15 protein-coding genes are annotated in these 19,418 nt (G+C 63.0%); 11 read left to right on the top strand and 4 right to left on the bottom strand.

Annotation, left to right across the window (positions count from 1 at the left end; translation table 11 throughout):
- Window positions 1-38 precede the first annotated feature (38 nt).
- From ACVNHC_RS23915 to pglB, 3 genes are read right to left on the bottom strand one after another with little or no spacing between them, the layout of a single operon-like run.
- On the bottom strand, window positions 39-1,274 hold the full coding sequence (locus tag ACVNHC_RS23915) for a CehA/McbA family metallohydrolase (protein ID WP_457169825.1): 1,236 nt from the start codon (window positions 1,272-1,274) through the stop codon (window positions 39-41).
- Complete coding sequence (locus ACVNHC_RS23910) at window positions 1,271-4,375, bottom strand: alpha-mannosidase (protein WP_457169824.1); 3,105 nt, start codon at window positions 4,373-4,375, stop codon at window positions 1,271-1,273. The genes ACVNHC_RS23915 and ACVNHC_RS23910 overlap by 4 nt, the downstream gene beginning before the upstream one ends.
- 9 nt (window positions 4,376-4,384) lie before the next feature.
- Complete coding sequence (gene pglB / locus ACVNHC_RS23905) at window positions 4,385-5,755, bottom strand: polygalacturonase PglB (protein WP_457169823.1); 1,371 nt, start codon at window positions 5,753-5,755, stop codon at window positions 4,385-4,387.
- Window positions 5,756-6,286: 531 nt separating this feature from the next.
- Here pglB and prmB point away from each other — a divergent pair.
- The 8 genes from prmB (at window position 6,287) to ACVNHC_RS23865 (ending at window position 14,499) form a co-directional block, all read left to right on the top strand.
- Window positions 6,287-7,258: a 50S ribosomal protein L3 N(5)-glutamine methyltransferase gene (gene prmB, locus ACVNHC_RS23900; protein WP_374630177.1), complete on the top strand. Its 972-nt coding sequence runs from the start codon at window positions 6,287-6,289 to the stop codon at window positions 7,256-7,258.
- Window positions 7,259-7,438: 180 nt separating this feature from the next.
- Entirely contained in the window at window positions 7,439-8,488 is a 1,050-nt protein-coding gene (locus ACVNHC_RS23895; protein ID WP_457169822.1) for a LacI family DNA-binding transcriptional regulator, read from the top strand.
- 430 nt (window positions 8,489-8,918) lie between these two features.
- A complete protein-coding gene (locus ACVNHC_RS23890; RefSeq protein WP_457169821.1) occupies window positions 8,919-10,070 on the top strand; it encodes an extracellular solute-binding protein in 1,152 nt (383 codons plus the stop codon).
- The gene (locus ACVNHC_RS23885; protein WP_050472293.1) at window positions 10,067-10,942 is read left to right on the top strand and encodes an ABC transporter permease; all 876 of its coding nucleotides are present in this window, start codon (window positions 10,067-10,069) and stop codon (window positions 10,940-10,942) included. The genes ACVNHC_RS23890 and ACVNHC_RS23885 overlap by 4 nt, the downstream gene beginning before the upstream one ends.
- Window positions 10,908-11,774 (top strand): ABC transporter permease, encoded by an 867-nt coding sequence (locus ACVNHC_RS23880; RefSeq protein ID WP_050472291.1) that lies wholly within the window; start codon window positions 10,908-10,910, stop codon window positions 11,772-11,774. The genes ACVNHC_RS23885 and ACVNHC_RS23880 overlap by 35 nt, the downstream gene beginning before the upstream one ends.
- A gap of 22 nt (window positions 11,775-11,796) precedes the next feature.
- Window positions 11,797-12,843, top strand: a complete 1,047-nt coding sequence (locus ACVNHC_RS23875; protein WP_050472290.1) for an ABC transporter ATP-binding protein — start codon at window positions 11,797-11,799, stop codon at window positions 12,841-12,843.
- Window positions 12,836-13,669: a glycerophosphodiester phosphodiesterase gene (locus ACVNHC_RS23870; RefSeq protein WP_457169820.1), complete on the top strand. Its 834-nt coding sequence runs from the start codon at window positions 12,836-12,838 to the stop codon at window positions 13,667-13,669. Before ACVNHC_RS23875 ends, ACVNHC_RS23870 begins: the two co-directional genes overlap by 8 nt.
- On the top strand, window positions 13,666-14,499 hold the full coding sequence (locus ACVNHC_RS23865) for an inositol monophosphatase family protein (RefSeq protein WP_244293664.1): 834 nt from the start codon (window positions 13,666-13,668) through the stop codon (window positions 14,497-14,499). Before ACVNHC_RS23870 ends, ACVNHC_RS23865 begins: the two co-directional genes overlap by 4 nt.
- A gap of 269 nt (window positions 14,500-14,768) precedes the next feature.
- On the opposite strand, the gene ACVNHC_RS23860 is transcribed toward ACVNHC_RS23865, so the two are convergent.
- Complete coding sequence (locus tag ACVNHC_RS23860; RefSeq protein WP_123195252.1) at window positions 14,769-15,386, bottom strand: TetR/AcrR family transcriptional regulator; 618 nt, start codon at window positions 15,384-15,386, stop codon at window positions 14,769-14,771.
- A gap of 87 nt (window positions 15,387-15,473) precedes the next feature.
- Between ACVNHC_RS23860 and ACVNHC_RS23855 the strand changes: the two genes are divergently transcribed.
- The 3 genes from ACVNHC_RS23855 (at window position 15,474) to ACVNHC_RS23845 (ending at window position 19,294) form a co-directional block, all read left to right on the top strand.
- Window positions 15,474-16,247, top strand: a complete 774-nt coding sequence (locus ACVNHC_RS23855) for an SDR family oxidoreductase (protein ID WP_050472286.1) — start codon at window positions 15,474-15,476, stop codon at window positions 16,245-16,247.
- Window positions 16,248-16,586: 339 nt separating this feature from the next.
- A complete protein-coding gene (locus ACVNHC_RS23850) occupies window positions 16,587-16,877 on the top strand; it encodes a hypothetical protein (RefSeq protein ID WP_457169819.1) in 291 nt (96 codons plus the stop codon).
- A gap of 116 nt (window positions 16,878-16,993) precedes the next feature.
- Window positions 16,994-19,294 carry an FdhF/YdeP family oxidoreductase gene (locus ACVNHC_RS23845; protein ID WP_457169818.1) on the top strand — a complete coding sequence of 767 codons (2,301 nt, stop codon included), beginning with the start codon at window positions 16,994-16,996 and terminating at the stop codon, window positions 19,292-19,294.
- Window positions 19,295-19,418 lie beyond the last annotated feature (124 nt).

Genomic DNA, 19,418 nt, shown 5'->3' with positions numbered 1-19,418 from the left:
CCAGCTCCTCCCAGAGCACACAGCAGCGCGTGCGGCTTTCAGCCTGCGTAATAGGGATTGGTGAAGAGCCGCGGCTCGCCGCCATTCCAGATCTCATAGCGCAGGAACCGGCTGGCGAAAGCCGTTTCGTGGGTCAACGTGGCCCCGTCCGGGGACAAAGCCTCCACGACGCCCTTGTCCGTGATCACCCGCAGCTCGTCTCCGGCTGCAAGGCCGGTTAAGCTGGTGGCCAGTTTCTGCCCGGCCCTTGTTTCTTCGCCGAATTGCGGCCCGGCTTCGTCCGCAGGCTTTGCCATGCGGTCATCAGGGCCTGCCGCCACCACATTGCGCCCCGCACGGATGGCCTCCAGAATGCCCGCGACCGTATGGCTTTCCGCCAGCAGACGGTTGGATGGGTGACCATGGCGGCGGCGGTTCTTGAGGTGGAAATCGCTGCCCGCCGTCACCGGAATCCGGCGTCCTGCACAAAGCAGTTCCTGCCAGAAATCAATGGCCTGCTGGTTCATCGGCGTCCAGTTGCCGTTCCAGATTTCCATGGCATCAAAGGCCACATCAAAGCCTGCCTGCCAGCGCCCGCCATCGGAGTTCTGGAAAGGATGGTTGATCACCACCGTTGCGCCCTTGGAGCGGGCTTCGGCCATCTTGTCCGCCACATCCTGCGGCGATCGGCAGCGCCAGTCCTCCACCGGCCGCTCCAGCCCGAAGAAATTGGTGTGGCCGTAGAATGAGGTCAGTTCCATCGCCGGGATCACCAGAATGTCCGGATCATCCGGGCGGATGATGTTTTGCGACACGGTGTTGTGGTCGGTGATGGCGACGAAATCGAGCCGCGAGGCGCGGGCGCGGTGGATCGCATCCAGCACCGTGACGCCGCCGTCGGAATGTTCCGAATGGCTGTGAATGTCGCCCACCAGCCATGTCCTGCGCTTGGGCACGAGGCGCACGCGCAGGTCCGTGTAGCAGTTGGGGCCGATCTTCACGATGCCCAGCACCACATCCCAGCGGCCCGGCAAGGCCCCAAGATCATAGCCCGGCGTCGCCCTGTCAGCTGCCACATGCACATGGCCGCGCTCGGAGCCCGACCAGCCGCGCATGCGCCCGTTCTGGGCAAGGCCAATGTCGATGACGCTGCCGCCGCTGCCGGCCGGGAACACATAGCTGACCTCGATCCGCTCGATGCTGTCATCCACCGTGAAAGGGATCTCGATGAAGGACTTTTCGCCTTCCGGAAACTCGGTGATGCGGCGGGTGAATTCGTGCAGCGGCTGGGTCATGTCAGGCTCGGCATTGAAGAAGTGGCAAGAGCGCTCCGCGACAGGCTGAGCGTCAGGATTTCAAACGGCGCAAGGGAGAGACTGACAGCGCCCTCCTCCACCGTCAGGGCTTCAGGCTCACGCTCCAGAAGGTCCGTGCGCGACACGGCGGCGATGGCTGGGTCCAGCCGCAGCAGCGCCTTACGGCGGGTGCCGGAAACCTCCCACAGGCGCAGGATGATGGCATCGCCCTCTTCGGCCTGTTTCACCGCCTCGATGCAGACACCATCGCCTTCCAGCGTGAAAGGCAGGGCAGCAAAGCCGCCAGCGGCAGCATCCGCAGCGGGAACGAAACGCAGCGGCAGATTGAAGGCTTCCGCCGCCTGGTGCACTGCCACCTTGTCCCCGTCATGCAGCATCACCGCATAGCGCAGGTGATGCGCGCCCTGATCGGCCTCTGCCCAGGGCCAGGTGGGCGAGCGCAGCAGCGTCAGGCGCACATCGCTGCCGATCGCGTCATAGCCGTATTTGCAATCATTGAGGAAAGCGGCCCCGAAATCCGGCTCGCTGACATCGATCCAGCGCTGCATGGAACACTCGAAGCGGGCCTTGTCCCAGGAGGTGTTGCGGTGGGTGGCGCGGCGCACGTGGCCGAACTGGATCTCCGCATCAATGGCCGCCGTGTTGAACGCCAGCGGGAAGGCGGCCTTTACCAGCGTGTTGTGCTCGTGCCAGTCAATGAAGCAATCCACCTCCACCTGCCGGGCGCCCGCCTCCAGCGAGATGACCTGCACGATGCGCGAGGATTCATACCGCCATTCAAACCGGATGGCCGCCCGCAAGGGTCCGCGCTCCACCACCTCTGCCGAGACAAGATCGTCGATCTCGAAGACCTGATCCTCGAAATCGGCATCAATGTCCCAGGCATCATATTCGGCCGGCATGTCGCGGAAGGCCTGAAGCCGGTTGGCTTTCGCGCCCGCCTTCAGCACCTGGCGTCCGGTCTTGCGGTCGAGGAGCGAGACCATGCGGCCAGCCTCATCGAACAGCACCTCGACATGCTCATTGGCAAGCCTGTCTGGCGAGACTTCCAGCCCGTCCAGCGGCGCTGGAGCCGTGTGCGCCTCCAGGCCGGCAAGCGCCAGCGGCGGCAGGGCCTCGACGCGCACCGCATGAGCCGCCGAACCATCGGCATGCACGATAGCCTGACCTGAAATGAGGCCGCCGGCATCCGGCATCATCACCAGCCCGCTGCGCGCCGTGCCCGACGGATTGAACACCTGCGCCCCCTCACCCGGCAGCACCGCCAGCAGACGGGTTCTCAGCTCATCCGCAGCCGAGAACAGGCGCTCATAATCTGCATCGCTGTCCTCATAGACCGCGCCGATGGAAGAGCCGGGCAGGATGTCGTGGAACTGGTTCAGCATCACGATGTCCCAGAGACGGCGCAGCTCTGCCGCCGGATAGGCCACGCCATACTGCGCCGCCAGAACAGCCAGCAGCTCCAGTTCCCGCAGCGCGGTTTCCGCCAGCCGGTTGCTGCGCTTGTTGCGGGCAACGGAAGTCAGCGTGCCGCGGTGAAACTCCAGATAGAGTTCACCCACCCAGGTGGGATAGTTCTCCGGATTGTCCGCCATGCGCTTCAGCAGCCGCTCGAAGAAGGGGCGCATGGGCGCATGTTCCACCTTCGGGCAGCCGGGGATGCCGCGTTCCATGCGGCGGATGTTGTGCAGCATCTCCCGCGTCGGCCCGCCGCCGCCATCACCATGGCCATAGACGAGGAACAGCTCCTTGCTGAGATGCTGCTGCCCGTGCCGCCGCCAGGTGCCCATCACATGGGTAGGCTTCAGGTTGGGGCAGTAGGTCGTGCCGATGCTCTTGGAGTCATATGGCTGTGTCGTCAGGAAATAGGCGGCCACCTTCGTGCCGTCGATACCCTGCCAGAACAGGCTTTCTTCCGGCATGCGGTTGGTGTCGTTCCACGACAGCTTGTGCGTGACGAAAGTGTCCAGCCCCGCCCGCTGCATGATCTGCGGCAGGGCGGCGGAATAACCAAAGGTGTCCGGCAGCCACACCATGCGCGGGCGCACGCCATAGGTCTGCTCGTGATAGCGCACGCCATAAAGGATATGCCGCACCAGCGACTCGCCGCTGGAAATGTTCACATCCGGCTCCAGCCAGAGCGCCCCCTCGATCTCGAAACGGCCCTCCTGAACGCGGGAGGCGATACGTTGCGCCAGTTCCGGATAATCCTGCGCCAGATAGTCGAGCAGGACGCACTGGTTGTACATGAACTGATAGTCGGGAAACTCGTCCATCAGCGTCATGGCCGTGGCCATGGAGCGCGCCATCTTCTGCCGCGTCTCGCGCACCCGCCACAGCCAGGCGACGTCGATATGGGTGTGGCCGGTGGCGGTGATGACGGGCTTTTGCTCGAAATCCTGAGCCGCATAAATTTTACCCGCGTGATAACGGGCAAGCGCCAGCGAAGCGCGGAAGCGAGCCTCGTTGCCGGGGCGCAGATCAATGGCATCCACCGCCGCATCCAGTTGCCGCAGGATGAAGGAGCGGCGCGGATCATCCTCCGCCAGAAGCCGCGCCACATCGAGCGGCACCCGCAGATCGTAATAGGTTTCCTCAACATCAAGGTCATGGCGCACCAGATGGCAGGCAAACCCGAGCTGGCGCCGGTCCTCGATGGTTCCGGCCTCGATGAGGATATCGAAGGCCTCGCCGGGGCGGGCGTCCTCGGTCAGCGGAAATTCCCGGTGGTTGCCATCAACGCCCTGCACGATGCGGCCGTTGACACGCACGAGGCACTGCGGATCGGACCGGCCCATGACGCTGCCGAAGGCCGCTTCCACATGCACGGCAAGGCGCTGGCCGATCAGCTCATCGGGCAGCGTGATGCCGCCGCCGAACCAGTAATAGCCATCCGGCTCACCCCAGACGAGATCGCGGCTGACCGGCGTCCAGTCTTCGCGCGAGGAGGCAACAAGGGCGGCGCGGGTTTCAGAGGACCCGGCGCAATAGCGCAAGGCCACCTCGTGGCCGGTGCGGGTATAGATCCTCTGCTGCAAACGCGACAGCAGATGATCCAGCTTGCGGATCAGCTTGCTCACGAGGGCTCCTCAAAGACCGTAGACAGACCAGACGGCGGGCACATCGGAGACAACAACCTGCTCCTGCGCATGCCATCCCTGCGGCAGCGGCAAGGGGCGCTCGATCACCACATCCTCCAGCACCAGCCCTTCCACGTTATGGGCATAAAGACCGGGCATGCCGCCCGGATAGGGCACGAGGCCGATAACCTTGCCATCGGCGCCCATCACCCAGGCATTGGCGCGCCCGGCAGCATCCGGCGAAGGGGCCAGATCGGCGGCGGTGGGGCGCACATCGTAATAATGGCCGCGCCAGGCCCCGTCAGCCTGAACCAGACGGATGCGCGACAGCCGCAGACCCGAGATGGCACCGGGCTTGTCGGCGATGAGGTTCACCGCCCCTTCCATGCGCCCGGAAATATCCTCGAACACCACATCGCGCACATCGCCCGCAGCCTTGCCGCCGGGCGTACCCAGCGGGCGGCGGTCCAGCACGGTGATGGTCACCGCCTCGCCCGAGCCCCAGAAGCCTTCCGGCGTTTCCTCGCAGGACAGGCCGATGCGGCGGAAGGCAATGTTGCGCACCTTGCCGCCATCGCGCGAGAAGATGCCAAGCGCCCGGTTGGAGCCGAGGATGCGGCAGTCGCGGAACTCGATGTTTTCGAAATCGCCGTGGCTTTCCGTGCCCAGCTTCAGCGCGCAGCTGCGGCTTTCGATATCGCAATCGGCCACGACAATATCGCGGCAGGCACCGGCAGGGGCGCCATCAAGGCGGGCGCTGGTCTTCAGCACGATGCCATCGTCGGCCGTGGAAATGCGGCAGCGTTCCACATGCACATCCCGGCAGGCATCCAACACCATGCCGTCGGTGTTCGGCATTTCCAGATCATTGGTGACCGACAGACCCGAAATACGCAGGCCCTCGCACTCGACGAAATGCAGCGTCCACATGGGCGAAGCTTCGACGGAAAAATCTGCGAACGTCACGCCCTTGCAGTTCTCCAGCACCATCACGCGCGGGCGGGCGGCGGCGGGAATGAGCGTGCCCATATCCTCCAGACGGCCCGCCACATAGGCAGATCCCGGCGCACTGATGAGACCGGGGCCGGTGATGGAGATATTCGTGGCATCCTTCGCCGTGATCATCGCCCGGCTGGATTTCTCCGCCTCGATGCCAACCTCATTGGCCGCATAGGCCTCGTAGCTTTCGGCAAAAACGAGCACGGCACCGGCGCTGAAACGCAGATCAAGCCCCGAAGGCAGCTTCAGCCCGGCGCAAGCATAACGTCCTGCAGCCAGCCGCAGCGCCTCGCCCTTTGCCGCAGCCGCCTCCATCGCCGCCTGCAGCGCAGCCGTTGCGTCACCCTCTACGGGCGTAAATATTTTTTCATCTGTGCGCAAAGCACCCTCCCACCCGCCGCCCTCCAGCAGCGAAAGATGCAACAGGATTAAACGGTTTTTGCTGGCGATCAAGGGCATGGGAGGCGGCAACAGAAATTTCGTGGCGGAATTAAAAATGAAAAAATTTCATTTCCTATCGGTTCCCGGGTTTCCCCGCCCCACGCTCCGCACCGTCCCGGCCTTGTGCCGGGACCTGTCAGGTACGTGCAGTCTTTCCGCCCCCTCGGCCGTCACCCCGGCCTTCGAGCCGGGGACCACTCGCTTCCAGAGCGCAGATGACCGGCATGAAGTGGTGAAGCATATAGGGGTCAATGACCTGCCACACAGCTTGAGAGAATGGCATCTCTCAGCAAACGAGTAGTCCCCGGATCTCCACTGCGTTCCGCCCGGGGTGACGGCGGAGAGGCGGAGCGCCCCTCACAGGCCCCACCGGAAACCGGTTCCCCCTCCCCCCCGAAATGCGCTAGAGCAGGGCAACCTCTTGCAAGGCCTGCGCCCGGTGCTGGCCTGCCTCACATCAAGGATATCCAGATGCCCGAAGGCACCCCGCTGAATGCCCCCTTTGCCGAACTGACCAGGCCGGACCTGCGCCGCGAGATGGCCGGGATGGTGACCTTGCGCGATGCACTGAGGCTTGCCGTCAGTGCCTTTCAGGAGGCGGGGCTCTATTATGGTCACGGCTCGGCAACGGCGGTGGATGAGGCGGTGTTCATGATCCTTGAAAGCCTCAACCTGCCGGTTGACGACTTCAACGCCTTTGCCGATGCGCGCCTGACAGAACGGGAAAAGACGCTGCTGGGCGAGCGGCTGGCCCTGCGCATCGAAAAGCGCCTTCCCGCAGCCTATATCACCGGCCGCAGCTACCTGCTGGGCCTGCCGTTCCGGTCCGACGCCCGTGCGCTGGTGCCGCGTTCCTATATTGCCGAACTCCTGCGCTCGCCGCTGTTCGACGGCTCGGAGCCTGCGCAGAGCCTCATCGGCGATCCCTATGAGGTGACGTCCGTTCTGGATCTTTGCACCGGCGGCGGCTCGCTCGCCATCTTTGCCGCCTATGCCTTCCCCAATGCCGCGGTAGATGCGGTGGATCTGTCGCCCGAGGCCCTGAGCCTTGCGGCCGAGAACGTGCGCGATCACGGGCTTGAGGACCGCATCACGCTGCTGCAGGGCGACCTCTTTGCCCCGGTCAAGGGCAAGACCTATGACCTCATCATCACCAACCCGCCCTATGTGGGGCCGGAGGTGATGGAGGTGCTGCCGGGCGAATTCCTGCACGAGCCGCAGATGGCGCTGGCCGGCGGCGGTGGTGACGGGCTCGATCTGGTGCGCCGCATCATCGAGGAGTGCCGCGCCCACCTCAACCCGGAAGGCGGCATGCTCTGCGAAATGGGCGAGGACCACGACATTCTCGACGAGGATTATCCGGACTGCGAATTCCTGTGGCTCGATTCCGAAGACTCCGCCTCCGAAGTCTTCTGGCTCCCCGCCACATCGCAGTGGAGCTGAGGGCAAGCCGCCCGCAAGACGCTGCGCCGCAATCGTGTCACACGGTTGCGGCGCTTATCCCGGCACCCTTGATCGCACTTGCAAAGACCGCCGGTTTTGGGTCAGGTGCCGGGAGGTCCAGCCGCGCGCAGGTTTGATTGCCTGGCGCAAGGACCGGTGATTTTCTGGGCGGGAGCAACCATGCGCGAGGTCAATCCGAAGGTCTTTGTCAGCGCAAAGATGGTTGCCGAGCGGGCCGGGGTGTCGCGGTCAGCGGTCTCACGCACCTTCACCGACGGCGCCAGCGTTTCGGAGGAAACCCGCCGGAAGGTGATGGAAGCCGCCGAAGCCCTTGGCTATCACGTCAATCACCTGGCCCGGCAGTTGCGCGAGCGCAGCAACATCGTCTGCCTGATCGTGTCGGACATGACGACGCCCGTGCGCGCCGGAATGCTCGAAAGCCTGACGCGCAAGCTTCAGGCCGCAGGCAAGATCACCATGGTGATCAACACGGAGAGCAATGAGGAAAGCGTCGGGCGCGCCCTGAAGCTGACGCTGCATTACAGAGCCGATGCGACTGTGGTTCTGTCCGGCACCCCCTCTTCGTCGCTGGTCCATACGGCGCTCACCAACGGCCAGCAGGTCGTGCTGATCAACCGCGACGATGGCTTGCACGGCGCCCAGAATGTCGGCGTGGACAATGGGATGGCAGCCAAAGAAGCCCTCTTCCTGCTCCGGCGCGCAGGCTGCCGGAGAATTGGCCTCCTGACGTCGCAGGCGCGCACGCCAAGCCTGCTTGCCCGTGAGCGCTGTTTCACCGCCGCCGCCTCTGCCTGCAACCTCGAGGTCACCGTCTTTGAGGCGGGGCCGACAGGCTACCGTTCCGGCTATGAAGCGGCCCGCCGTGTCTTTGCCCGCTCCATCTCGCCCGATGGCGTCTTCTGTGTCACGGATCTGCTCGCCCTCGGCTTCATGGACGGCGCCCGCCAGGAATTTGGATTGAAGATCCCGGAAGACCTGTGCGTCATCGGCTTCGACAATATCGAACAGGCGGGCTGGGAAGCCTATCAGCTTACGACCTTTGAACAGCCGCTCGACCGCATGGCGGGCCATGTGGTGGATCTGCTGACCTTGCCCGAGCCATTGCCTAAACCTTTGCCTGAACCATTGCGCGGCAGACAAAGCGGTGGCGCCGCCATCTTTGAACCGCTCCCGGTCTGGCGCCGTTCCGTGCGGGCAAAACCAGCCTGACACCAGGATTTCCATGCCTCGCGCAGGACACCAAGCCTTATGGCGCCGCCCCATCACGCCCTGAAATTATTCAGGCGCTGCACGGGCTTGACCCGTTTCTGACGCGCCAGTCCCGTCAAAGACCGGCGGACGAACCAGTTCTTGCACACATGTGCAAAGCCATCTTGTCATGAAAGCGTTGCGTTGGCGCGATAGGCAGTCACCGCCGGAGCCGGACATATTGCACTCATGTGCAGTCAGGTGTCCTGCCATGCAGAAACCCGTTCTGATGGCAGCCGGTGCTTCTCCTTTCCGGGCCGGAAGGGCGGGGCTCATGGAGAGCGAACGGCAGCGCCGGCCGGCTGCCGTAAACGGCGCTTGTGCCGCCTCTCGTTTGTTTGACCGCCGGCACGTGCCGGGTGCTCCTGCCTGGCCGCCATTGGAGAAGACAATGAACCGTCGCGCCTTTCTGATCTCTTCCGCTGGCTCCGCCGCCGGCATGATGCTGCTGCCGAAACTGTCCTTCGCCGCTGAAGGGCGGATCGACTGGTACACCGGTGCCGACAGCAACATTCTCGATTTCTGGACCAACATCGTGAAGCCGGCCTTCGAGGCCGCGCATGCGGGTGTGAAGCTGAACCTCGTCGATGCCGGCGACAACTCGGGGATCCAGGCCATTGCCGAGCGCGCAATCGCGGCAATGCAGACACAGACCGATCCGCAGGCTGACTATTTCGAGCATGCCGATCCGCGCCTTCCGCTTGGCGCGATCGAGGCCGGCCTCTATGTCAACATGAAGGAAGCAGGGCTGGCCAACTATGCGAAGGTGAACCCGCTGGCGATCGACAGCGATTACAGCCTGCCCTATCGCGGCTCGCAGGTTCTTCTTGCCTATGACACCGCCAAGCTGTCCCCGGCTGACGCTCCCAAGACCTGGGATGCGCTGGTTTCCTGGATCAAGGCCAATCCGGGCCAGTTCGTCTATAACCGTCCGGACAAGGGTGGTTCCGGCGGCAACTTTGTCCGCCGCGCCATCCACCAGGCCAACGGCCTCGATCCCAAGGCTTTCCGGGTGGACAATTACACGGAATCCTTCGGCAACGAAGCTCTGGGCAAGGCCTGGGACCTGCTCACGGACATTGCCCCCTCGCTCTATGACAACGGCGCCTATTCCTCGGGCAACACCCAGTCGATCCAGTTGCTGGCTCAGGGCGTGGTCACCATGACGCCGGTCTGGTCGGACCAGGTGCTGCAGGCCATTGACAATGGCGTGCTGCCGGAAACGACCGGCATCGTGCAGCTGCAGGATCTGGCCCTGTGCGGCAACTTCTCACGCGCCGTGGTGCTTGCCAATGGCCGCAACCGCGATGCGGCCCTCGCGCTTGCCAATTTTGTGCTGACCGAAGAAATCCAGAGCGCCATCCTGACCGAACTCGGCGGCTTCCCCGGTGTCAGCTGGGATTATGTTTCCCCTGAGTTGCGTGAAAAATTTGCAGACATCATCCCGGCTTCCATCCCGACCTTCCCGGCCGGCGCCTGGGAAACCGCCGTCAATGACGGCTGGTACCGCAACGTGGCACCGAACATCAACCGCCAGCAGTGAGCGGACAGACCGTGCCCGTCCGGCAAATCCATCCGGCAAGCAGGGGGCCAGCCGGCCTCCTGCTCGTCGCCGTGCCTGTGTTCCTCGCAGGCTGGCTCGTCATCTGGCCGATCTTCAGCGCCCTTTGGCGGACCGTCTGGCGTCCGCAGGCCGATGGGCAGATGGGCTTTGACCTGTCGAGCTACATCTTCTTCTTCTCCGATGCCTACAGCCTCAACAACCTGTCGCTGACGCTCTGGACCACGGGCGTCTGCGCGGCACTGCTTCTCGCCGTGTCTCTGCCGATCGCCCTGTACCTTCGCTTCGCCAGCAGCCGGACCGCCGCCTATGTGCAGGCGCTCGCTATCCTGCCGATGTTCGTGCCATCGATCATCCTGGCCTATGCCTTCATCCGTGTTCTGGGTCCCAACGGCATGGTGGATCTTCTGCTGAACAGTGCCGGACTGCCGAAAATCCGCACGCCCTATCTGACGCCATGGGGACCGGTCATCGGCCTTGTCTGGGACAACATCCCCCTGACCGTGCTCATCCTTCTGTCCGGGCTCGGGTCCGTCAGCAACATGGCCATCGAAGCGGCCCGGGATGTGGGGGCAAACCGCCTGCGCGTGTTCTGGCACATCATCCTGCCGCGGATCGGAAATTCCATTCTGGTGGCTCTTTCCTTCGCAGTCCTCGGCATCTTCTCCGCCTTCACCCTGCCTTATCTGCTGGGACCCGCGTCCCCGGAAATGATGGGCCCCTTCATGCAGCGCACCTTCCGTGACCTGAATGACCCGATAGCGGCCATTACCCAGGCCGTCATCACATTCAGCATCTGCCTCGTCTTCGGGCTCTTCTATGTGCGCTCCGTCGCCCGCAACCAGGGAAAGTGAGACGACCGTGAGCAAGCTGACCGCCCCGCGTGCGCCCTTCGATGGAACAGGCCTTCTCTTCGCCGTCCTTCTGACGATTGCCGTTGTCCTGCCGCTGCTCGTCGTCGGTGTCTGGGCCTTCACCGAAGTCTGGCGCTATCCGAGCGTCATGCCTCAGCAATTCGGGCTTCGCTTCTGGGAGCAAACGCTGAACCGCTCCGATGTCTGGAATGCCTTGCGGCTCAGCCTCACGCTCTCGGCAGTCGTGACACTCGCATCGGCAGTGATCTGCCTGCCCGCGGCCTATGCCTTTGCCCGCATGCGCTTTCCACTGAGGAACATCCTGTTCTTCTCGTTTCTCGCAGGCCACGCCTTTCCAAAATTCGGCCTGCTGGTCGCGATTGCGGCGATCTTCCTGCAGCTCGACCTGATCGGAACCTTCTGGGGCGTGGCGCTGATCCAGCTCGTCAACACGCTGATGTTCATGATCTGGATTCCCGTTGCGGCTTTCCAGGCGGTGGACCGCCGCATGGAGGAAGCGGCGCGTGATGTTGGAGCGGGGCCATTCCGGGTGTTCTGGTCGGTTACCCTGCCCCAGGCCGCTCCGACGATCGCAGCAGCCCTGCTCCTCACCTTTGTCAGCACCTTTTATGAAACCGAGGGCGCCTGGCTGATCGGCGCCCCCGGCATCCGCACCATGCCGGTGCTGATGATCAGCTTCATCAACAACCAGATGGTGATCCAGTTCGGCGCCGTGCTCTCGGTCATGCTCTGGGTTCCGTCCTTCATTGCCCTGATGTTCGCCCGCCGGGTGATCGGAGGCGCCTCCTTCGCCCGCGGCTTCGGCGGCTGAACGGTTCTTTCGGGAAAAAACAATGTCTGTTCTCAGCATAAACGGCATCTCCAAGGTCTTCCCCGGCGGAACCACCGCCGTGGACGGCTTCTCGCTTGAAGCCGCCGATGGCGAACTGGTCTGCCTGCTGGGGCCTTCCGGTTCCGGCAAGTCAACAGTGCTGCGCATGGTTGGGGGATTTGAGCGGCCGAGCGCGGGCGTGATTGCGATCGACGGTGAAGACGTGACACGGATTCCCCCCGAGCGGCGCCCCACGGGGATGGTTTTTCAAAGCCATGCGCTCTGGACCCATATGAATGTCTTCAACAATCTGGCCTTCGGGTTGAAGCTGCGGCATATGCCTGCGGCGGAGATCCGGGACAGGGTCGAGGCTGTGCTCGAACTGGTGGGTCTCGCCGGATATGGCAAGCGCATGACCACACAGCTGTCAGGCGGGCAGCAGCAGCGTGTCGCGCTGGCGCGTTCCCTGGTGCTGGAGCCCAAGATCCTGCTGCTCGACGAGCCTTTCGCCAGTCTCGACCAGCACCTGCGCGAACGCCTGCGCGAGGAGGTCCGCGATATCCAGCTGCGGCTGAAGATCACCACCCTTTTCGTCACTCACGGGCAGGACGAGGCCTTGTCCATGGCCGACCGGATTGTCGTGATGCGCAATGGCCGGACCGAGCAGGCGGACCGGCCGGACGTGGTCTACCGGAACCCGCAGACGCCATTTGTCGCCGGCTTTATCGGTTCCATGAATTTCATCGAAGGCGTCGTGGCCAACGGCCAGTTCATGCATGATGATCTCAGCGTGCCGCTGCCGGTGGCAGACGGTCCTGCGACCCTCGCCGTGCGGCCCGAAGCCCTTGGCCTTGCCGCAGACGCGAATGGGCCGGCGACGATCCATCGCATCACCGATTTCGGCACCCATGGCCTTGCCGATCTGGTCCTTGCCGATAGCACCCGGCTGAAAGCCATGGTTCCGGCACCCGATCACTTCGCGGCAGGGCAGACTGTCGGCCTGAGGCCCTCGGCCTTTGCAGCCTTCCGCAACGAACGGCAGATCTACAGGACAACGGCCCATGGCTGACCCGCTTTACATCGGCACCAACGGCCACCGCACCCGGCTGAAATGGCACAGGGCCCGCCGCAAGGGAACGGATGCGGAGTTCACGGCCTCGCGGATCATGGAAGCCATGCAGCTTGGCGCCAGCGTCGAGGTCGATCTCGTCGTGCATGCTGATCGCGGCTTTGCGATCCTGCATGATCTGGATCTGGCACGCAGCACCACGGGGACCGGACTGGTGCGTGACACCAGTGCCGCAGTCCTGCGCAGCCTGGAACTCAGGGGAAATAATGGCGCGCCGATTGGCGAGACCGTGATGCTTCTCGAAGATCTCTGCGGCCTGCTGGCACGCGCGCCCGCCCATCCTGACGCCCTGCTGCAGCTCGATTTCAAGGAAGACCTGTCTTGCCTGGATGAGCGCACCGCCGCGAATTTTGCGCAGGCAGCCGGACCGGTTGCCTCCCGGCTGATCCTCTCCGGTGGTGATGTCGGCGCCGTTGCCCTGCTTGCCGCCCGGACGCCGGGACTGAAGACCGGCTACGACCCGACCTATCCCGGTGTGCTTGATGGCCTGAAGAGCGTGCAGGACTTCATGAGCTTCATCACCCGCGCCCTTCAGGCAGCACCGGATGCAGCGATGATCTATCTGGACTATGAGCTGGTGCTTGCAGCCGATGCCGCAGGTGCGGATCTGATCGCGGCGGTACAAGCCGCCGGCCGCCAGGTTGATGCCTGGACGATCCGGACGGTCGAGGCAGAGACAATCGCGGCGGCCCGCCGTCTGATCGAATTGAATGCCGATCAGATCACCACGGACGACCCCGAAAAACTTTACGAGGCCCTGGCATGAGTACCGGCTTGCAGACGATCGAGGCGGGCAAGGTGCTCGCAGACATGGAAGAAGCCGCGCGCCTCGCGGGAGATCTGACCCTCGGCTATTTCCACAAGCGCGGCACACTCCACATCGGGGTGAAGGGGCCAGGGGATTTCGTCAGCATTGCCGACGAGCAATCCGAGATCCTGATCCGCGATTACCTGTTGAGCCGTTATCCGGACTGGAGCTTCACCGGTGAGGAGTTTCCCTCTGTCGAAGGCGCCAGCACGGCATGCCGCTTCCTGGTGGACCCGATCGATGGAACGACCAACTTCCTCAATGGCATGGATTATACAATCACCATCGCCTTGCGGCAGGGCGCAAGAACCCTGTGCGGTCTCGTCTACAATCCGGTAACCGGTGAAATGTTCACGTCCGTCCTCGGCGGCGGCGCCTTCGTCAATGGCGAGAAGCTCACCATCCGCGACAATGCGGACACCGGCCAGATGGTCATCGGCACGGGGCTTCCGGCACCGGGCCTGAGCCTCTATCCCGGAGCCTATGACCGGATCGATGCGATCCGCGCGCCAATTGGCGCTGTACGGGTCATCGGCAGCGCGGCCAACTGCTGCGCCTATGTCGCCAGTGGCCGTTTCAGCGGCTATTTCGAGCAGACCGGCTTCATTGATACGGCCGCCGGCATCCTTCTCATTCAGGAGGCAGGCGGCATTGTAACCGACTGGTGGGGCAGAGGGCCCGAACACTATGAGCGCTCCGGCATCCTCATCGCCGCCGCCCCCTCCGCCCATGCCTATCTGCTCAGCCATTTGCAAAAGGTAGCCATTCCGGACCAGTGGCGCGGATAGGGCTCCACGTGAGCTTTGCGCGCGTGACGGATCGCTGAGCCTCAAGGCGTCCCGTCTTTACGCAGCAGGATGACCGTTCCCGCAGGATCCGAGGTCCAGAGGCCTGAGACACCGGTCAGCGGCTCTAGCTCATCACGCCGCGGGCTTCCCAGGCTGGCCAGGGCAGCATCGGGATTGTCATCAAAAAGTTCGATCCAGACATCGGTCTGACTTTGATGCGGCACGCGGCCGCGATAGAACTCGACAGTTATCTCGGGCCAGGCTCCTCTTCAGGTGCCACGGCTCCCCGGCCAGGCCGTGAGTGCGAGATCGATCAGCCGCTTCAGCCGGGCATTGCAAGCGCCATCGCAGGCCTGTGCCGACATGCCTTGGATAATCGCACCATAAAAGCGCGCCAGCGTATCGGTGTCGGTTTCAACAGGCAGCTCACGTTCCTCGACGGCCCGGTCAAAGCGGGTTTTGAGGATCTGCATCGATGCTTCCCGCAAGGCCGCTGTCATCTGCGCGACGGATGCGTTTTCTTCCGCATGCTGCAGAACGGCCGTCGAGACCATGCAACCTCGCGGCTTGCCGGGCTGGGTGTCTCCATCAGCGATATCATAGAGATACAGCCTGAGGGCATCGTAAGCTGGAAGAGGAGACGCCAAGATCGCCAGCCGCCGGCTGCTTTCACGGGCGATGCTGAACTCCAGCGCCTGACGGTACAACGCCTCCTTTGAGCCGAACATGGAGTAAAGTGTCGGCGGATTGATCCCCATGGCCTTCGTGAGATCGGCGGTTGAGGTCCCTTCATAGCCACGCTCCCAGAACAAGCGAGCCGCGATGTCGAGGCCCACGTCGCGATCGAGCGCGCGCGGTCTGCCCCGTTTGCGAACTGGATTCGACATTAAATAGTGATCCCTATTAATTTATTGACAGGAGTCGCCACGCCATTATTGTAGCGACTGCTATTTAATTTAGCAGCGGAGCGATTCATGACCAAGAGACTTGAAAATAAGATAGCCCTCATCACTGGAAGTTCACGCGGCATCGGCCGGGCGGTTGCGCTTGCCTTCGCGAAGGAAGGCGCCGCTCTGATCGGCTTGCACTATACCGCAAATGCCGATGCGGCCAATGCCACGCTTCGCGACATCGAGGCGCTCGGGGTGAAGGCGGTTGGTGTCAAGGCTGACTTGCGGGAGGGCAAGGAGGCGGCCGATCGCCTTTGGGCACAGTTCAGCGAGGCCGCACGTGCCGAGACGGGTTCCGCCGCTCTCGACATTCTGGTGAACAACGCCGGCATCGCGCCCGCCCTGCCCTTGAAGCAGACGAGCGAAGCCGCCTTCGACGAGGTTATGACCATCAATTACAAGGCGCCCTTCTTCCTGATCCAAGCAGTGGCCGATCATATTCGTGACAATGGCCGCATCATCAATGTGTCCACCGGGTTCACCCGGATTGCAGCGCCGACACATCCGGCCTATGCGGCCTCCAAGGGAGCGCTGGAGACATTGACACTGGCGCTGGCACCTGAGTTCGCCCCTCGGGGAATTACGGTCAATGCCGTGCTGCCGGGCGTGACGGAAACGGACATGAATGCCGAGTGGCTGGCATCGCCCGAAGCGCGCGCCGGCGCTGAGGCCCTCTCGGTTTTCTCACGTGTCGGCAAGCCGGAGGACATCGCCGGCGTCATCGCCTTCCTCGCATCGAACGACGCGCACTGGACGACCGGCCAGATGATTGATGCGACCGGCGGCGCCCGGATCTGAACGATCCCATCTCCGCCATGCAGCCATGAGCGGGCCGCCTCTCATGGCCCTGGCGGGCGCATCGCCATTTGGATGCGCTCGCCAACGCGGCATCATCCTTGGAAGCAGGCAATGTTTACTTTGGACGCACGGAGGAGGATTGGGCCTTCGTTTCGCCGCAGCGCTCCTCTCCCCCTCAAGGGGGGAGAGGAGTTGCTGCCTGACTAGCAGTCCCTTGTAAACACTGCGTCCCTCGCTCCCGGCATGACCGGTGAGGGGATAGATCGCTCCAGATAACCCGCCGGCCAGGAACATGTTCGTGCATCAAAGGTTTGATCCCGGAAACGAAGGAAGGGAGCGATGAAAGAACCTGTGACATCCGCAAAACTCCGCGATGAGATCGACCACGGTCAGACTGCGGATAAAGTGTCTTTCCCTGACCCTGCAGCAGCGCCGCTTGGAACCGATGATGAAGCAGCCGGAAACCCGCCAACGGCAGAGCAAGTCACCATGGCACGCAAGCAAGAGCTGAAAGAGGGACCGGCACGCCAGCATGAACTTGACGGCCGGCAGGGACGAGGAAGGGTTAAGCTCCTTCTTGTCGCTGCGATCATCCTCGCCGCAATCGCGGGCTACTATCTGAGCCGCTAGGAGCCGTCCGGCAACCCGCGGCAACCCGGTCAACGTCCCTCGCCCGGTGCTGCCACATGGCGGGAACATCCGGGATAGCCGGGACTTTACACAGAGAACTCAAGCCGGAGAGAGCCATGACAGATCGAGCCAGCCACAAACCCTATGACCAGCCAGCCGGCGGATGGGGATCGCTCAAGTCATTGCTCAAACATTCGGTCCAGCAGGGCGCAGTGTCGAGCGGGGCCGGGTTGATGCGCTCTCACAACAAGACCGGCGGCTATATGTGTACAAGTTGCGCATGGGCTAAGCCCGGAAAACCCCATCTGGCCGAATTTTGCGAGAACGGGGCGAAAGCGACGTTCTGGGATCTGACTGCAAAGCGCACAACGCCGGAGTTTTTCGCGAAGCATAAAGTCTCCGGCCTGCTCAACTGGACGGACCATGACCTCGAAAACGAGGGACGCCTGACCCATCCGATGCGGTATGACGCCGGCAGCGACACCTATGTCGAGGTGTCCTGGGCAGAAGCTTTCGACGATATCGGCGCGCATTTGAAACGCTATTCGCCCAAGGATGTGGTGTTCTACACCTCGGGCCGTGCCGCCCTCGAGACATCCTATATGTATCAGTTGCTGGCCCGGCTTTACGGCAACAACAACCTGCCCGACAGTTCCAACATGTGCCATGAAACCACCTCGGTGGCGCTGCCGCAAAGCATCGGCACCCCGGTTGGCACGGTCCTGCTCGAGGATTTTCAGGAAACGGACTGCATCCTGTCCTTCGGTCAGAATGTAGGCACCAATTCGCCGCGCCTGCTGCACACGCTGCAGGAGGTGCGCGAACGCGATGTGCCCGTCGTCGTGTTCAATCCGTTGCGCGAACGCGGCTGGGAAGCCTTTGTCAATCCGCAGCGGCCCGGCCAGATGCTGACCAACAAGGCCACCCCGATCGCAACACAATATTACCAGCCATGCGCCGGCAGCGACATTGCGGTGATGACCGGCATGGCCAAGGCGCTGTTCGCCTGGGATGATGCTGCACAGGCCGCGGGCGAAGCGCACGTTCTCGACGACAAATTCATCGCCGCCCATACGCATGGGTTTGAGGCATTTGAGGCGATGGTGCGCGGCACCGCTTGGTCCGATATCGAAGCCGCCTGCGGGTTGCCGCGCGACGCGCTACAGGCGGCCGCAAGGACCTATGCCGAGGCGAAGTCGGTCATCGCGATCTACGGCATGGGCCTGACACAGCACAAGCTGGGCGTCGGCACCGTGCAGATGCTGATCAACCTGCTGCTGATGCGCGGCAATATGGGGCGGCCGGGAGCAGGTATCTGTCCGGTGCGCGGGCATTCGAATGTTCAGGGCCAGCGCACGGTGGGTATTGCCGAAAAAACCGAACTCGTGCCGCTGGACAAGATGGCGGAACGCTATGGTTTCGCCCCGCCGCGCGAAGACGGCATGAACACCGTCGAGGCTTGCGAGGCCATCGCCGCCGGCAAGGTCAGCGCCTTTGTCGGGCTGGGCGGCAATTTCATCCGCGCCATCCCCGAGCGCGACTTGATGGAACGCAAATGGCGAGATCTCGATCTTTCGGTGCAGATCGCCACCAAGCTCAACCGCACGCATCTCATCACCGCCCGCACCACCTATCTGCTGCCGACCCTCGTGCGCTCCGAGATCGACGAACAGGCCACCGGCCCGCAGATTGTCACAATGGAGGATTCCACCACCTGCATCCATGCCTCCCGCGGGAAATACCGTCCGGCCAGCCCGCATCTGCTGTCCGAACCGGCGATCGTGGCCGGAATTGCCAAAGCCGCCCTGCCGGAAAACCCTTCGGTGCCGTGGGATCTATGGGTGGCGGATTACGCGCTGATCCGCGACGAGATTGAGGCGGTCTTCCCCGATGATTTTCGCGGCTTCAACGCCCGGCTTGATCTGCCGGGGGGCTTCCCGCGCCCTGTGGCCGCCCGCCAACGCATTTGGGAGACCGACACCGGTAAGGCAAATTTCAAGACACCCTCGGCTCTGCACGCCAGTTTTGCTAGCGGCAGCGATCCCGGCGTCCTGCGCCTGATCACGCTCCGCTCGAACGATCAGTTCAACACCACCATCTACGGCGATGCCGACCGGCTGCGTGGCATTCATCACTCCCGCATGATCGTGATGATGAACCCCAAAGACCGGATGCGGTTCCAGATTGCCCAGAACGAGCTGGTCCGGCTGACCGCTGCCACGGACGATGGCGTGTCACGGAGTGTCGGCGGCTTGCAGGTGATCGACTATGACATCCCCGAAGGCACCATTGCCGCCTATTATCCAGAGTGCAATGCACTGATCCCGCTCTGGCAATATGCTGAGGAGAGCAAGACCCCCGCCGCCAAGTCCGTCCCGGTGCTGGTCCACCGGGAGGTTCTGATGCATGAGGGCTGACCTGGCTCCGGCGGTGCGCGCCTGTATTTGCAGAACGTGGCTTTCGACGGCTTTGCCCGTTTGTTTTTGTACTTGTTTTGTTCTTTTGTGATTATATAGGTGTTTTTAATGGTTTTAACCCCGT

The organism is Pannonibacter sp. Q-1, from assembly GCF_054073275.1.
Note: the sequence above shows the minus strand (reverse complement) of the source record. Positions and strands in the feature narration are given on the sequence as shown.

What these genes read in the sequence shown, in the direction of transcription:
- ACVNHC_RS23915 (WP_457169825.1), bottom strand. Translation starts at nt 1,274, where the DNA reads ATGACCCAGCCGCTGCACGAATTCACCCGCCGCATCACCGAGTTTCCG.
- ACVNHC_RS23875 (WP_050472290.1), top strand. Translation starts at nt 11,797, where the DNA reads ATGTCTGTTCTCAGCATAAACGGCATCTCCAAGGTCTTCCCCGGCGGA.
- ACVNHC_RS23895 (WP_457169822.1), top strand. Translation starts at nt 7,439, where the DNA reads ATGCGCGAGGTCAATCCGAAGGTCTTTGTCAGCGCAAAGATGGTTGCC.
- ACVNHC_RS23860 (WP_123195252.1), bottom strand. Translation starts at nt 15,386, where the DNA reads ATGTCGAATCCAGTTCGCAAACGGGGCAGACCGCGCGCGCTCGATCGC.
- ACVNHC_RS23890 (WP_457169821.1), top strand. Translation starts at nt 8,919, where the DNA reads ATGAACCGTCGCGCCTTTCTGATCTCTTCCGCTGGCTCCGCCGCCGGC.
- ACVNHC_RS23870 (WP_457169820.1), top strand. Translation starts at nt 12,836, where the DNA reads ATGGCTGACCCGCTTTACATCGGCACCAACGGCCACCGCACCCGGCTG.
- ACVNHC_RS23880 (WP_050472291.1), top strand. Translation starts at nt 10,908, where the DNA reads ATGTGCGCTCCGTCGCCCGCAACCAGGGAAAGTGAGACGACCGTGAGC.
- prmB (WP_374630177.1), top strand. Translation starts at nt 6,287, where the DNA reads ATGCCCGAAGGCACCCCGCTGAATGCCCCCTTTGCCGAACTGACCAGG.
- ACVNHC_RS23845 (WP_457169818.1), top strand. Translation starts at nt 16,994, where the DNA reads ATGACAGATCGAGCCAGCCACAAACCCTATGACCAGCCAGCCGGCGGA.
- ACVNHC_RS23855 (WP_050472286.1), top strand. Translation starts at nt 15,474, where the DNA reads ATGACCAAGAGACTTGAAAATAAGATAGCCCTCATCACTGGAAGTTCA.
- ACVNHC_RS23865 (WP_244293664.1), top strand. Translation starts at nt 13,666, where the DNA reads ATGAGTACCGGCTTGCAGACGATCGAGGCGGGCAAGGTGCTCGCAGAC.
- ACVNHC_RS23850 (WP_457169819.1), top strand. Translation starts at nt 16,587, where the DNA reads ATGAAAGAACCTGTGACATCCGCAAAACTCCGCGATGAGATCGACCAC.